This is a genomic window from Sphingosinithalassobacter tenebrarum, assembly GCF_011057975.1.
Taxonomy (GTDB): domain Bacteria; phylum Pseudomonadota; class Alphaproteobacteria; order Sphingomonadales; family Sphingomonadaceae; genus Sphingomonas; species Sphingomonas tenebrarum.
On record NZ_CP049109.1, the window covers coordinates 3,159,436 to 3,174,286 of the forward strand.

The following is a 14,851-nucleotide window of genomic DNA, read 5'->3' on the forward strand; positions in this document are numbered from 1 at the left end:
GCGCTCTCCCCCGGGCGCCCGCCGCACTTTTTCCTTTCCGGGAGCTGCGAATGACGATCGTGACGACAGCAATCCGTTCGGGCAGACCGACCGGTCTCGCCGCCGTCGCCGCCGCAGCCCGCGAACCGGCGTTTCAACAGGCCTGGCACGCGCTGGAAACAGGCGACCTGACCGGCGCCGAACGCGCGATCCGCATGTTGCTCGCCAAGGACCCCGACAACGCCGCAGCGCTGGTGCTACTTGCCGAACTGGCGGCGCGGATCGGCATCATGCACGAAGCCGAAGCGGCACTGATCCGGGCGATCGCACTGGTTCCCGACCTTGCCGACGCCCGACTCAGGCTCGCGGCGATATGCGCCGATCAGGGCCGGATCGACTCCGCGCTGGCGCAACTGGACGCCGTTCTCGAAGGCGATCCCGGTCATCGCGGGGCGGAACTTGCGAAAGCCGAACTGCTCGCGCGGATCGGCGATCATGCCGGCGCAGAAGCATTGTATGCGCGCATTGCGACAACCGGTGGCGAGGACGCCGATCTTCACATTGCACGCGGTAATCTCGCCAAGACGACGGGCCGCTTTGAAGCAGCCGTCACGCATTTTCGCGCCGCTGCGACCGGCGGCCGCGCCGGCGAGGCATGGTGGAGCCTTGCCGATCTGAAGACCGCGAAGATCGACACGCACGGTATCGCGACGATGCGCGACCTCCTCGCGCGAACAGACCTGTCCGCCACCACGCGGCTTCACCTCCATTTCGCACTCGGCAAGGCATTGGAGGATTACGGTGAGCATGCCGCCGCCTTCGCCGAATATGCGCAGGGCAATCGCCTGCGCCGCGCCGAACTGCCGCACGACGCCGACGCGGTCGGCCGTGAAGTCGACGATCAGATCGCGCTGTTCGACGCCGATTTCCTTGCACGGCGGAGCGACCCGGGCGAGCTCGACACCGCCCCGATCTTCATTGTCGGCCTGCCGCGTTCGGGATCAACTCTGGTCGAGCAGATCCTGGCGAGCCATCCCGCCATCGAGGGCACCTCAGAACTTCCCTATATCCCTGCGCTGGTCCAGGATATGATCGGACGCAACTGGCAACGGCGCGACCTGCGTTATCCCGCCCATCTGGCCACACTATCGCCGGAGGCGGCACGCGATCTCGGCCGACACTATCTGGCGGCGGCGCAATGGCACCGCCGCACCGAGCGCCCTCTCTTCCTCGACAAGCTGCCGAACAACTGGCGCAATATCGGTTTTATCCGCCTGATCCTGCCCAATGCCCGCATCATCGACGTGCGGCGCGAAGCAATGGCGTGCGGCTTTTCCAACTTCAAACAGCATTTCGCGCGCGGTCAGAGCTTCGCCTACGACCTTGCAGATATCGGGCGATATTATCGCGACTATGCGCGACTGACCGCCCATTTCGACGCGCTTGCGCCGGGGACGATCCACCGCGTTTCGCACGAAGCGCTCGTTGCCGATCCCGAGCGCGAGATTCGGGCGCTGCTCGACTATCTCGGTCTGCCGTTTGACGCGGCCTGCCTGCGCCATCACGAAAATCGCCGCCCGGTGCGCACCGCGAGCGCGCAGCAGGTACGCGCGCCGATCAGCGATGCGGGGCTGGAACAGTGGCGCAAATTCGCGCCTTGGCTTGACCCGCTGCGCGAGGCGCTGGGCCCATTGGCCTAGCTCGCCGCAACGACTTGCACGCCCTCGCTGATGACCGAAGATCGGGCTGCTTCCTGGGGGCGTAGTTTCAGTCCCCAACCCTTCACCGTTTCGATCAGATCGGGAGCGCCCGCCTGCGCGAATTTGCGCCGGATGCGGTACAGGAACACGTCGCGCGTGCTGGTCCGTCCGCCTTCGGCCGCGATCAGCGCCTGGATTTGCGCCGATGTCGCCCGCCCCCGCTCGACAAGCTCCGCGACGATCCGGGCCTCGATCGGGGAAAGCGCGATCGCCCTGCCCTGCCAGCGTATCTCGAGCGGGTCGCGGTCGAGCGTCAGTGCGCCCCGTCGGATTACCGGCCGCCGCTCGTCTGTCGCAGGCGAGGCGCCGGAGACCCCGCATTCGCGAGAGGCGTCCGCTCCGCTGCCGTAAAAGGCTTCGACCAGCATCCGCAGCTGCTGCAGCGGATCGCCGCCGCGTCGCCCCGCTTTCTCCAGCAACCGCGCCAGCAAGTCGTCCGCTCGCCGCGCCGGATCGGTGACCGAGACCAGACCGCGAAAAATGCCGATCAGCAACAGATGCTCCAGCCCGATGGCGAGCGGACGCGTGATCGAATCGCTATAGGCCGCGATCAACCACGGCTCGCGCTCGCCGTCGCGGCGCACCGATTGCGCGAGTTCACGATGCGCCGTCTGCGCCAGGGCATCGCACGCCGCGCGCAGATAACGCGACACCAGCAGATCGAATTCGCCGCTCGCGCTCGGCGTGGCGGGAAGCCGCGCGACCACCTGTTCGATCAAGGCGAGCCGCGAAGCACGGTACAGCGCGGCGCTGTCGGGATAGTGTGTGCGGATGATCGCGAGCGGCACGCCCGAAAGCGTGGTCACTTCGCGCAGATCAAGGCGGCTGCCCTCGCTCCGCCGCAACAACCAGCGCGCGGCAACGAGAATCCGGGCACGCACCGCGTCGCCGGGACGCGGGAGCGTCCATGCGGCCTGCACCGCCGCGAAGGGGATAGCTTCCTGCTGCATGGTGCCGATCCTATCGGCATGCGCTGCCTTCGCGAGGCGTCAAGCTGTGGGTCGCTCCGGTCGCGCAACGAATGCCGCAAAACCGCGAACTGCCTCAATCAAGCCGTCAACTGCCGCTTTGCGCCGCCGTTTCGCGCAGCATCGCCGCCAGCATGCGATCGAGCCAGGCGATACGCGCCTGAACCGAGCGGACCGCGTTGTCGTGAACGAATTCCTTGAAGGGCACGTCCACGCCGGCCTGATAGGATTCGAGCCGATCGAGCTGTTCCGCCAAGCTTTCCTTGGCACTCAATATCCATTCGATACGCTCCGCGGGGGTGAGCAGGTCGAAAGACTGTACCTTGGTGCGCAGCGGGTCCTCGAGCATGACATGCGTCTCGCGCGCTTCGAGCACCCATTGCCGCACGGCCTCCCGCCCGAGATCGGTACAACGCAATTGCTCGGTTCCGCGCGCGTCCCCGGCCACCTGTTCCTTGACCAGCAGCCCGCGTTCGACGAGCCGGCGCATCAGCGGATAGATCTTGCCCTTGCTGGTGTTGAAATTGCTGACCGGGGAACGATCATAGACTTTCGCGACCTGATAGGCCGTTATCGGCTGCGCGCGCAGCACCAGCCCCAGAAACGTGCCTTCGCTGTCGCTGAGCGTCAGCGCCTGTTCCGCCGCCGGGGCGATCGAACTTTCGGTCATGCCAAACCCTATCAACCGCACTCCCGCTTCGGCAAGTGGTGCCGGAGCGGAAGCATCGCATCTTCGGCTTGGGTTCAGCGCGGCTGCATGCGGATCGCGCCATCGAGGCGCACGTCCTCCCCGTTGAAATAGCCGGTTTCGATCATGCAGAGCGCGACCCTGGCATATTCCTCCGGCTTGCCGAGCCGCCTGGGAAACGGCACCGATGCCGCCAGCGCATCGCGCACATTTTGCGGCGCGGCGCCGAGCAGGGGCGTATCAAAAATGCCCGGCAGGATCGTGTTGACGCGAATCCCCTCGCCCATCAGGTCGCGCGCGATGGGAAGCGTCATGCCGACCACGCCGCCCTTCGACGCCGAATAGGCTGCCTGGCCGATCTGCCCGTCTTCCGCCGCAACCGAAGCGGTGTTGACGATCGCGCCGCGTTCGTCATCGACGGCATCGAGCGTAAGCATTCCCGCCGCTGACTTGGCGATGCAGCGGAAGGTGCCGATCAGGTTGATCTGGATGATCCTGTCGAAGGCATCGAGAGGAAAATGCTTGATGCCACCGTCTTCCTTCGACCGGCTGGCGGTCTTGATCGCATTGCCGGTGCCCGCGCAATTGACCAGGATGCGCTCCTGCCCGTGCGCCGCGCGTGCCTTTTCGAAACCCGCGTCGACGCTTTCCTCGCTGGTGACGTTCACTTCGCAGAAAGTGCCGCCGATCTCCCGGGCGACTTCGGCGCCCTTGTCCTTTTGCAGGTCGAAGATCGCGACCCTGACGCCCTTCGCCGCGAGCGCGCGCGCCGTCGCCTCGCCCAGGCCCGACGCACCGCCAGTTACGACTGCGGCGATCGTTGAATCGAGTTGCATATTCCCCTCCCGAACCTGCTTCAGAGCGCTTCGACGATGGTGACGTTGGCGATGCCGCCACCTTCGCACATCGTCTGCAATCCGTATTTCTTGCCGCGCTTGCGCAATGCGTGGATCAGGGTCGCCATCAGCTTGGTCCCGCTCGCGCCGAGCGGATGGCCGAGCGCGATCGCGCCACCGTTGACGTTGAGCCGGTCCGGGTCTGCGTCGGTATGTTTGAGCCAGGCGAGCGGCACCGGTGCGAAGGCTTCGTTGACTTCGAACAGATCGATATCGTCGATGGCGAGCCCGGCGCGCTTGAGCGCCTTGTCGGTCGCGAACAGCGGCTCCTCGAGCATGATCACCGGATCGCCCGCCGTCACGGTGAGGTTGTGAATGCGCCCGATCGGCGTCAGCCCATGTTGCTTGAGCGCGGCTTCGGACACGATCAGCACGCCCGAAGATCCGTCGCAAATCTGGCTGGCATTGGCGGCGGTGATCACGCCGTCGGGGGCGAGCAGCTTGACCGACTGGATTCCTTCCAACGTCGCGTCGAATCGGATGCCTTCGTCGACAGTATGGAGCTGAGTCCCCTCGGGCGTTTCGATTTCGAGGCCGATGATTTCCTCGCCAAAGTCACCCCGTTCGGTCGCCGCCGCACCGCGCCTGTGGCTTTCGAGCGCGAACTGATCAAGCTGATCCTTCGAGAAGCCGTGTTTGCGCGCGATCAGCTCGGCGCCGATGAACTGGCTGAACTGGATGCCGGGATAGCGTTCCTCCTGACGCGGCGATTTGGGCGTCCCCATCCCCTTTTCGGCATAGAAGGCGACGGTCGAGCCCATCGGAACGCGCGTCATCGATTCGACGCCCGCGGCGATCACCACGTCCTGCGTGCCGCTCATCACCGCCTGCGCGGCGAACTGCATCGCCTGTTGCGAGGAGCCGCACTGGCGGTCGATGGTGACGGCGGGGACGCTTGCGGGAAGCTTCGAGGAGAGCACGGCATTGCGCCCGACATGCAGCGCCTGTTCGCCGCCCTGGCTGACGCAGCCCATGATGACGTCGTCGACTGCGGCGGGATCAATGCCGGTGCGATCGACCAGCGCATCGAGCACCGCGCCGCCCATATCGGTGGGGTGCCATCCAGCAAGCTTTCCGCCGCGCTTGCCCCCCGCGGTGCGGACGGCGTCGACGATATAGGCGGTGGGTGCGGCCATTTTTCCATGCTCCGAAATGCCAAGAACAGGGGCCGCGTTACCAGCGCCTCCCGGCATTTTCAATCGCACGATTAAATTTAATCGTTCACATAACTAACCTTCCCTTCGCGAAGGCGCCTCGCTATGGGATAGACATCAGAAAAATCGCGGAGAGACAGCAATGGTCGATTTCACGCGCGACTTCACGATGACGATCGACGGCGAGGCAGTGGTCGGCGACGCCACGATCGACGTGATCAATCCGGCAACCGAGGAACCGGTCGCCAGGGCGCCCGATTGCAGCCGCGATCAGCTCGACGCCGCAGTCGCCGCCGCCCGCGCGGCCTTTACCGGCTGGCGGGCGACTCCGATCGAACAGCGCCGCGCCGCGGTGGCGAAGATCGGGGAGGTCATCGGCGCGCACATGCAGGAATTCTCCCGCCTGTTCACGCTCGAACAGGGCCGCCCGCTGGCGATGGTCGGCCCCGAAGTCGGTGGCGCTGCCTTCTGGGCGCAGCAGGTGTCGCAGCAGGAACTACCCGTCACCGTGAACGAGGAAACGCCCAATCGCCGTTCCGAAACGCGCCACGTCCCGATCGGCGTGGTCGGCGCGATCGTGCCGTGGAATTTCCCGTTGATGATCGGCATCTGGAAGATCGCGGGCGCGCTGCTCACCGGCAACGCGCTGGTGATCAAGCCCTCGCCCTACACCCCGCTGACCATGCTCAAGCTCGGTGAGGCGATGCGCGAGCATCTGCCGCCCGGCGTGTTCAACGTAGTGAGCGGCGGCGACGCGGTCGGCCCGTGGATAACCGCGCACCCCGGCATCGACAAAATCAGCTTCACCGGCTCGACCGCGACCGGGAAGCGCGTGATGGAAAACGCCTCGGCGAGCCTGAAGCGCATCACGCTCGAACTCGGCGGCAACGACGCCGCGATCGTGCTGCCCGATGTCGATGTCGCCGCGATCGCCGAGCCGCTCTTCTGGGCCGCGTTCGGCAATTCGGGGCAGGTCTGCACCGCCGCCAAGCGCATCTATGTCCATGAGGACATCTATGGCGAAGTCGCCACGGCGCTGACCGCTTTAGCCCGGAATATCCCGATGGGCGACGGCCTCGCCGAGGGCAATCTGCTCGGCCCGGTGCAGAACCGCGCGCAGTTCGAGCGGGTGAAGGCGCTGATCGCCCAAGCCAAGGCCAACGGCGAAACCTTCCTCACCGGCGGTGAGCCCTCCGAAGGTAAGGGCTATTTCATCCCCGCCACCATCGTCGACAATCCGCCCGAGGACAGCGCCACGGTGCAGGAGGAGGCCTTCGGCCCCTTGGTTCCGCTGCTCAAGTACAGCGACGTCGACGACGCGATCGCCCGCGCCAATGCCTCCGACTATGGCCTGGCCGGATCGGTCTGGTCGAACGACATGGAGGCCGCGCTCGCCGTCGCCGAGCGGCTTGAGACCGGCACCGTCTGGATCAACGAAACCCTCTACGTCATGCCCTGGACGCCGTTCGCCGGGCACAAGCAGTCGGGCATCGGCGTCGAACACGGTATCGAAGGCTTGCTCGAATTCACCGTTCCGCAGACGATCACCGCGCGCAAGCCGCTGGTCGCCGCGCCGCGCGAACCCGCCACCGAAGGCGCCGAGGCATGAGCGCCACCAGCAAGGCCCCAGCCATGACCTATGAACAGATACGCTATGAAGTCAGCGACCATATCGCGACGCTGACGCTCCACCGGCCGGACAAGCTCAACGCTTATACCGTTCGGATGATGGAGGAGATGATCGACGCGTTCGACCGCGCCGACGCAGACGATGATGTCGGCGCGATCATCGTCACCGGCGACGGCCGCGCCTTCTGCGCCGGAGCGGACCTGGAGATGGGCGCCAAGGCATTCGATGCGGCGGGCCAGCCCGGTTCTCCCATCGCCGCCGACGGGACGATTGATTACAGCGCCGACAGCGCCCGCGACTATGGCGGACGGCTGACATTGCGCATCTTCGAAAGCCTCAAGCCGGTAATCGGCGCGATCAACGGCCCGGCGATCGGCATCGGCGTCACCATGCTGCTGCCGATGGACATCCGCGTCGCCAGTGAAAACGCCAAGTTCGGCTTCGCCTTCGCCCGGCGCGGGATCGTGCCCGAAGGCGCATCGATGTGGTTCCTGCCGCGCATCGTGGGCATATCGCAGGCGCTTGACTGGTGCATGAGCGGGCGGACTTTCGGCGCGGCCGAGGCGCATGGCGGCGGGCTGGTCTGCGACGTCACCGCACCGGGCGATCTGATCGCCACCGCGCGCGCCATCGCCGCCTCCTATGCCGAAAGCTCGGCACCGGTATCGGTCGCACTCACCCGCCAGATGCTGTGGCGCGGGCTCGGCATGGCGCATCCGATGGAGGCGCATCGTATCGACAGCAGGGGCGTTCTTGCCCGTGGGCACAGCGCCGATGCGATGGAGGGCGTCACGGCGTTTCTGGAGAAGCGCGAGGCGAATTTTCCCGATCGCGTATCAATCGACATGCCCGATTATTTCCCCTGGTGGGACGAACCCGAATATCGCTGACAGGAGCGCCATTGTGAACGATCCGACTCGCGCCGAGGAAATCGCAGCGCGCGTAACCGCCTTTGTCCGCGAAACCGTCGCGCCATTTGAGCGCGACCCGCGTTGTGGCGCGCATGGCCCATCCGAAGCGCTGGTTTCCGAGCTGCGCGACCTGGCGCGCCGGGCCGGGCTGATGACCCCGCACATTCGCGAGGACGGCAGCCACCTGGCGCACCGCGATACTGCCACCGTGCTGCGCGCCGCCGGTCTGTCACCGCTCGGCCCGGTGGCGCTCAACGTCGCCGCGCCCGACGAAGGCAACATGTTCCTGCTCGGCAAGGTGGCGAACGAGGCGCAGAAGGCGCGCTTCCTTGCCCCCATGCTCAGCGGAGATGCGCGCTCGGCCTTCTTCATGACCGAGCCCGCCGAGGACGGCGGCGCCGGCTCCGACCCGTCGATGCTGCAGACGACCGCGCGGCCCGATGGCAACCACTGGGTGATCGAAGGACGCAAGGCGTTCATCACCGGCGCCGATGGCGCAAAGGTCGGCATCGTCATGGCCAGGACCGAGCAAGGCGCGACACTGTTCCTCGCCGACCTTCCCCATCCGGCGATCCGCATCGAGCGCGTGCTCGACACGATCGACAGCTCGATGCCCGGCGGGCACAGCATCGTCACGATCGACAAGCTGCGCGTCCCCGCCGACCAGATCCTCGGCGAAGTCGGCAAGGGGTTCGATTATGCGCAGGTGCGGCTCGCCCCTGCCCGCCTCACCCATTGCATGCGCTGGCACGGCGCGGCCACGCGCGCGCACGAAATCGCCTGCGCCTATGCGGTGAAGCGCCATGCGTTCGGCAAGATGCTGGTCGATCACGAAGGCGTCGGCTTCATGCTCGCCGAAAACCGCATAGCGCTGAAACAGGCCGAACTGATGATCGACTGGTGCGCCGATGTGCTCGACAGCGGCGCCAAGGGTACCACCGAAAGCTCGATGACCAAGGTTGCGGTCGCCGACCTCCTGTTCGCCGTCGCCGATCGCTGCGTTCAGGTGATGGGCGGCACCGGCGTCTCAGGCGACACGATCGTCGAGCAGGTGTTCCGCGAAATCCGCGCCTTCCGCATCTATGACGGCCCGACCGAGGTGCACAAATGGAGCCTCGCCAAGAAGATCAAGCGCGAGACGCTCGCGGCGCTGGAGCAGGCATGAGCGACGCGGCCGACAGCTTCTCCGGCACCCGCGAGGTGCGCGAGGCGCATCGTTTCGACGAGGCGCGGCTGGCCGAATGGATGGCGGCAAACGTGGAAGGCTATGCCGGGCCGCTCACCGTCACCCAGTTCAAGGGCGGCCAATCCAATCCCACCTATCGGCTCGACACGCCCGGCCGTGCCTATGTGCTGCGCCGCAAGCCGCCGGGGCAGCTCTTGAAAGGCGCGCACGCGGTCGAGCGCGAGGCACGGGTGATGGCGGCGCTCGGCGCGCAGGGCTTTCCGGTGCCGCATATCTTCGGCCTGTGCACCGACGAAGCCGTGATCGGCACCTGGTTCTTCGTGATGGAGCTGGTCGAAGGCCGCATCTTCTGGGATTCGACCTTCCCGGACGTCCCGCGCGAGGAGCGCGCCGCCTATTTCGACGCGATGAACGCCGCGCTGGCGCAGCTTCACGGCTTCGATCCCGACGCGGCGAATCTCGGCGACTATGGGCGCAAAGGCCAGTATCTCGAGCGCCAGATCGCACGCTGGTCGCGGCAATATCGCGAGGATGAAGCGGCGGGCCGGATCGATGCGATGGACCGGCTGGCCGAATGGCTGCCCGAGCATCTCCCGCCCGAACAGGAAACCCGCGTCATCCACGGCGATTTCCGCACCGACAACATGATCTTTCACCCCGGCGAACCGCGCGTGCTGGCAGTGCTGGACTGGGAGCTGTCGACGCTAGGTGATCCGCTGGCGGACTTCGCCTATCACCTGATGATGTACCGCCTGCCCAGCCACATGGTCGCGGGGATAGCGGGCAACGACCTCACCGCTTTGGGCCTGCCGAGCGAAGCCGACTATGTCGCCGCCTATTGCCGCCGTACGGGGCGCGAGAACATCCCCGCGCTCGATTTCTACTTGGCGTTCAACATGTTCCGCTTCGCCGCGATTCTGCACGGCATCAAGGGACGCATGATCCGCGGCACGGCAGCATCAGCGGATGCCGAGCGGATGGTGGCGACGCTGCCGGAGCTGGCGGAGATCGGGTGGCGGCAGGCCGGGGAGTGAGCGCAATCCTCGCTCACACTTGCAGTCGCGCGTCGCTTTCGGTCTTTTGCTCATATGCAAAGGCTCGAATCTCTCTTTCGAAGATTCGCCAAGCGATCAAACGCGCGCTGGTGGATTGGAAAGCGCCCCCAGGTGCGTGAAAGCCAGCTTGTCCGCGCTATCGCGCAAAAAGTTGCCTTGCCCACCGCTATCAACGCCCCTCTCGAACACGGGCAGATGATAAATCTGGAATGGGGGAGTGCAGCCCATATCCTTGCCGTGGCAGGGACGACCAGCTTAGCATACGCGAAGCCGTCCCCATCCGCCGGCGCGTTTCGCGACGCGAAAACAGCCCTTGCGGACCTGGCCGGAAATGCATCCTTCCTGAGCAATGGGGTCTGGAGGACGGATCAGCCGCTCTCCTGGATATCCCTTACCGCCTCGACCTTTGACTGCGGATTGATCGGCTTTGACAGCACAAACGCCTTCATCTTCTGGGTCGAGGAGGAAGATTGATTTCCGACATCACTGTCAGCTCACAAACCTAGCCCATTCCTCCATCGGAGCCCGCGCCACTTCAAAGCCATTCACCGCCGCATCGGGATCGCGCCAGCCGATCGCCATGCCGGTGAACAGCATCAGCTCCGCGGGCACGTCCAGAAATTCGCGAACCGTCTTGTGGTGCACCGCCCATGCCTCTTGCGCGCAGCTATCCATCCCGGCTTCGCGGAGGAGCAGCATCAGCGTTTGCAGGAACATGCCGCAATCGGACCATTGCGGGGGCCCGTGATCGCGACGGACATGGCAGAAGAGGCCCACCGGCGCGTCGAAGAATTGCCAGTTGCGCTTGAACCACGCGATCCGCGCCGCCTTGTCCTCGCGCGGGATGCCGAGCCGTTCGTACATCGCCTCGCCCACCGCGAACCGGCGGCTGCGATAGGGTTCGCCTAGCGGTTCGGGATAGACGGCATATTCGGCACCATCGCCGAACGGGGCCTCCGCCAGCCGTTCGCGCATCAGCGCCTTGAACCGCGCCATCGGTTCGCCCGACAGGACATGGATATGCCAGGGCTGAAGATTCCCGCCCGACGGCGCGCGGCCCGCCGTTTCGATGATGGTGCGCAGCCGGTCCATGTCGACCGGCTTGTCGAGAAAGGCGCGGATCGAACGGCGGCTGGTGACGGCTTGGGTGACGTTCATGCGAGAGCCCCGTCTGGTGGTGACCGCCCCACCTACCCCGTGGAAGATTGGGTCGCCTTCGCCGAAACGTCATCCCGGGCGCAGGATCCAGCTTCTTCTTCCTCGCAACCGTAGCAAAAGGCAGCTGGCCCCCGTCTCAAGGCCGGGGTGACGCTGTCGGGGAAAAGGGGCTCAGAGCGACCGCCCGATCACTTCCTTCATGATCTCGCTCGTGCCGCCATAGATGCGGCTGACACGCGCGTCGCGCCAGAGGCGAGCGATCGGATATTCGTTCATATAGCCCGCGCCGCCATGCAGCTGCAGCGCGGCATCGCAGACTTCGCCCTGAAGCTCGGTATGCCACAGCTTCGCCGCCGATGCCTCGACCGCAGTCAGATCACCCGCAATGTGACGCTTCAACGCCCAATCGAGATGCGCCCAGCCGACCTGCAGCTTGGTCGCAAGGTCCGCCAGCACGAAACGTGTATTCTGGAAATCGAACACACTCTTCCCGAACGCCTTGCGCTCCTTCACATAGGCCACGCCGACATCAAAGGCGCGCTGCGCCGCGGCCTGCGCGCCGATGGCGATCGACAGGCGTTCCTGCGGCAACTGGTTCATCAGATAGGCGAAGCCGCGCCCTTCCTCACCCAGGCAATGGGTGGTCGGCACGCGGACATCGTTGAAGAACAGCTCGGACGTGTCGCCCGAATGTTGGCCGATCTTGTCGAGATTGCGCCCGCGCGCAAAGCCTTCGCGGTCGGCTTCGACCAAAATCAGCGAAATGCCCTTCGCGCCCTGTTCGGGATCGGTCTTGGCGACGACGATGATCAGATCGGCATGCTGGCCGTTGGTGATGTAGGTCTTCGATCCATTGATGACATAGTGATTGCCGTCCTTGCGCGCGGTGGTCTTCACGCCCTGCAGGTCCGATCCGGTGCCGGGCTCGGTCATCGCGATCGCGGTCACCACTTCGCCCGAAATCATCCGGGGCAGCCATTCGCGCTTCTGCTCTTCGGAGCCGTAATGGAGGATATAATCGGCGATGATATCGGATTGCAGCGTGATGCCGATCGCCGAGCCGGTATAGGCCAGCTCCTCGCCGACCACGGCGTTATAGCCGAAATCGAGGCCGAGGCCGCCATATTCCTCCGGCACGGTGGGGCAGAGCAGCCCCGCCTCGCCGCAATCATTCCACGCGCTGCGATCAACGATCCCGGCTTCTTCCCACCGATCCAGATTGGGGTGGATCTTCGCGTCGAAGAATTTGCGAACCTGTTCGCGGAACAGCTCGTGATTTTCGTCATAGGCGCTACGACCTGCGGTATTCAGCATATGCCCTCTCCTGCGCCGCTTTACGCGACTTGGTATTGGTGGAGTTTCCTGCCGTCGGCGGCGATGCGCTCGAGCAGCGGCGCGGGTTCGTGCCCTGCCGCTTCGAGCCCGGCGATCACGCGGTCGAGCCCGACGATATCGGCCCAAAACAACGGGCCGCCGGTGAAGACCGGCCAGCCATAGCCGTAGACGAGCGCGACATCGACGTCCGACGCGCGGATGGCGATGCCTTCGTCGAGGAGCTTCGCGCCTTCGTTCACAACCGGGAAGAGCAGCCGTTCGACGATCTCCCGTTCGCTGAATTCGCGATGTTGCTTGCCCGACTTCGCCTGGAAATCACGCACCACCTGATCGGCGACGGGCGATGGCGACGGACGGCGCTTCTCGTCATAATCGTAAAAGCCGCCCGATTTCTTCTGCCCCCAGCGGCCCATTTCGCACAGCACTTCAGTGACGGTCGACGAACTGCTCGTCGCCGCGTCCCATCCGATCACATCGAGTCCCACCAGATCGAGCATCGCGAAGGGCCCCATCGGGAAGCCGTATGCGACCATCGCCTTGTCGACCTGGCTCGGCATCGGCCCTTCGAGGATCAGCGCCTGCGCGGCTTCCATGCGCGGCGCCATCATGCGGTTGGCGATGAAACCGTCACAGACGCGGCTGAGCACCGCGACCTTACCGATCCTGCGTCCCACGGCCATCGCGGTGGCGACGACGCTGTCGCTGCTCTTTTCGCCACGCACGACTTCGAGCAGCTTCATCACGTTTGCGGGCGAGAAGAAGTGCATGCCGACGACGGTTTCGGGCCGCTGCGTCGCGGCGGCGATCGCATCGACATCGAGGAAGCTGGTATTGCTCGCCAGGATCGCGTCGGGCCTGGCGATGCCGTCGAGCTTGCCGAAGATTTCCTGCTTGAGTTCGAGCTTCTCGAACACCGCTTCGATGATCAGATCGACCTGGGCCAGATCGTCCATCGCCAGGCTCGGCTTCAGCAGGCCCATCCGCTCATCAAGCTGTTCGGCCGTCATCCGCCCCTTGTCGACGGTTATCTGATAATTCTTCCGTATCGTAGCGACGCCGCGATCGAGCACTTCCTGCTTTGCCTCGACGATCGTCACCGGCAGGCCGATATTGAGGAAGTTCATCGCGATCCCGCCGCCCATCGTGCCTGCGCCGATCACGCCGACCGATTTCACCGGGATGTGCGGCATATCCTTCGGGATGTCGGGGATCTTTGCGGTCTCGCGCTCGGCGAAGAACTGATAGCGCTGCGCCTTGCTTTCATTGCTATGAACCAGCTCCTCGAACAACTCGCCTTCGCGTTTGAAGCCCTCGTCGAACGGCAGCGCGACCGCCGCCTCGACCGCCTTGACGATATTCGCCGGCGCCTTGAATCCGTGAAAGGCGCGCGCATGCTTCTTGCGGAATTCAGCGAAGACCTCGGGGCCGGTATCCTGTGCCAGCCCTTCGCTGCGATCGCGCACGCGGACCAGCTTCGTGCCCGCATCGGCGGCTTTGCGTGCATAGGAAACGGCTTCGGCGAGCAATTCGCCCTCAGGAACGATCTTGTCGATAATGCCGAGTTCGCAAGCCTTGTCCGCACGGATCGGACGACCCCCGACCATCATGTCCAGCGCGGCCGGCACGCCTGCGAGCCGGGGCAGCCTTTGCGTGCCGCCGGCACCCGGCAGCAGCCCGAGCGCGACTTCGGGCAGCCCGACCCTGGCCGAAGGCACGGCGACCCGGAAATGGCAGCAAAGCGCGACTTCCAGTCCGCCGCCCAGCGCTGTGCCGTGGATAGCGGCGACCGTCGGCTTGGTCGATGCCTCGATCACGGCCTGCACGTCATGAAGATGCGGGCCGACCAGTTCGGAATCGAATTCGCGGATATCGGCACCCGCGATGAAGGTCCGCCCGGCACAGGCCAGCACGATCGCGCGCACGGCATCGTCGCCTTCGGCCTGCGCGAACGCGGCCTTCAGCCCCTCGCGCACTGGAGCGGACAGCGCATTGACTGGCGGCGAGTCGATCGTGACCACCGCAACGCCATCCTCGACCGTCAGCGTCGTCACTGCGTTCATCTGCATATCCGCTCCCTCGCCATTCCTGCTTTGCATTGCCCGCCTATCTAACTAATTAAGCAACTAATCAA

Annotated in this window: 13 protein-coding genes; 6 read left to right on the forward strand and 7 right to left on the reverse strand. The window is 65.1% G+C overall.

All coding sequences use genetic code 11. The features are described from left to right. Nucleotides 1-50: 50 nt before the first annotated feature. Nucleotides 51-1,679 (forward strand): tetratricopeptide repeat-containing sulfotransferase family protein, encoded by a 1,629-nt coding sequence (locus G5C33_RS15545; RefSeq protein WP_165327977.1) that lies wholly within the window; start codon nt 51-53, stop codon nt 1,677-1,679. Here G5C33_RS15545 and G5C33_RS15550 read toward each other — a convergent pair. The 4 genes from G5C33_RS15550 to G5C33_RS15565 form a co-directional block, all read right to left on the reverse strand. Beyond that, nucleotides 1,676-2,689, reverse strand: coding sequence for a winged helix-turn-helix domain-containing protein (locus G5C33_RS15550; protein WP_165327978.1), 1,014 nt, complete (start codon nt 2,687-2,689; stop codon nt 1,676-1,678). The genes G5C33_RS15545 and G5C33_RS15550 overlap by 4 nt on opposite strands. 106 nt (nt 2,690-2,795) lie before the next feature. Then, on the reverse strand, nt 2,796-3,377 hold the full coding sequence (locus G5C33_RS15555; RefSeq protein ID WP_165327979.1) for a PadR family transcriptional regulator: 582 nt from the start codon (nt 3,375-3,377) through the stop codon (nt 2,796-2,798). Between the two features lie 74 nt (nt 3,378-3,451). Continuing rightward, nucleotides 3,452-4,231 carry an SDR family NAD(P)-dependent oxidoreductase gene (locus G5C33_RS15560; protein WP_165327980.1) on the reverse strand — a complete coding sequence of 260 codons (780 nt, stop codon included), beginning with the start codon at nt 4,229-4,231 and terminating at the stop codon, nt 3,452-3,454. 20 nt (nt 4,232-4,251) lie between these two features. Continuing rightward, nucleotides 4,252-5,427, reverse strand: coding sequence for an acetyl-CoA C-acetyltransferase (locus G5C33_RS15565; RefSeq protein ID WP_165327981.1), 1,176 nt, complete (start codon nt 5,425-5,427; stop codon nt 4,252-4,254). A gap of 160 nt (nt 5,428-5,587) precedes the next feature. Here G5C33_RS15565 and G5C33_RS15570 point away from each other — a divergent pair, with 160 nt between their 5' ends. The 5 genes from G5C33_RS15570 to G5C33_RS15590 are packed head-to-tail and all read left to right on the forward strand — an operon-like array spanning nt 5,588 to nt 10,701. Next, nucleotides 5,588-7,054, forward strand: a complete 1,467-nt coding sequence (locus G5C33_RS15570; RefSeq protein WP_165327982.1) for an aldehyde dehydrogenase family protein — start codon at nt 5,588-5,590, stop codon at nt 7,052-7,054. A 23-nt stretch (nt 7,055-7,077) separates the two neighbouring features. Beyond that, the gene (locus G5C33_RS15575; protein WP_165328892.1) at nt 7,078-7,965 is read left to right on the forward strand and encodes a crotonase/enoyl-CoA hydratase family protein; all 888 of its coding nucleotides are present in this window, start codon (nt 7,078-7,080) and stop codon (nt 7,963-7,965) included. A gap of 13 nt (nt 7,966-7,978) precedes the next feature. After that, nucleotides 7,979-9,151 (forward strand): acyl-CoA dehydrogenase family protein, encoded by a 1,173-nt coding sequence (locus tag G5C33_RS15580; protein ID WP_165327983.1) that lies wholly within the window; start codon nt 7,979-7,981, stop codon nt 9,149-9,151. Then, nucleotides 9,148-10,206: a phosphotransferase gene (locus G5C33_RS15585; RefSeq protein WP_165327984.1), complete on the forward strand. Its 1,059-nt coding sequence runs from the start codon at nt 9,148-9,150 to the stop codon at nt 10,204-10,206. Before G5C33_RS15580 ends, G5C33_RS15585 begins: the two co-directional genes overlap by 4 nt. Nucleotides 10,207-10,260: 54 nt before the next feature. Next, nucleotides 10,261-10,701 (forward strand): hypothetical protein, encoded by a 441-nt coding sequence (locus G5C33_RS15590; protein ID WP_165327985.1) that lies wholly within the window; start codon nt 10,261-10,263, stop codon nt 10,699-10,701. Between the two features lie 15 nt (nt 10,702-10,716). Here G5C33_RS15590 and G5C33_RS15595 read toward each other — a convergent pair whose 3' ends face one another. The 3 genes from G5C33_RS15595 to G5C33_RS15605 form a co-directional block, all read right to left on the reverse strand. Next, nucleotides 10,717-11,385, reverse strand: a complete 669-nt coding sequence (locus G5C33_RS15595) for a nitroreductase (protein ID WP_165327986.1) — start codon at nt 11,383-11,385, stop codon at nt 10,717-10,719. A gap of 171 nt (nt 11,386-11,556) precedes the next feature. Continuing rightward, complete coding sequence (locus G5C33_RS15600) at nt 11,557-12,699, reverse strand: acyl-CoA dehydrogenase family protein (protein WP_165327987.1); 1,143 nt, start codon at nt 12,697-12,699, stop codon at nt 11,557-11,559. Nucleotides 12,700-12,719: 20 nt separating this feature from the next. Beyond that, nucleotides 12,720-14,780 (reverse strand): 3-hydroxyacyl-CoA dehydrogenase NAD-binding domain-containing protein, encoded by a 2,061-nt coding sequence (locus G5C33_RS15605; RefSeq protein WP_165328893.1) that lies wholly within the window; start codon nt 14,778-14,780, stop codon nt 12,720-12,722. Nucleotides 14,781-14,851 lie beyond the last annotated feature (71 nt).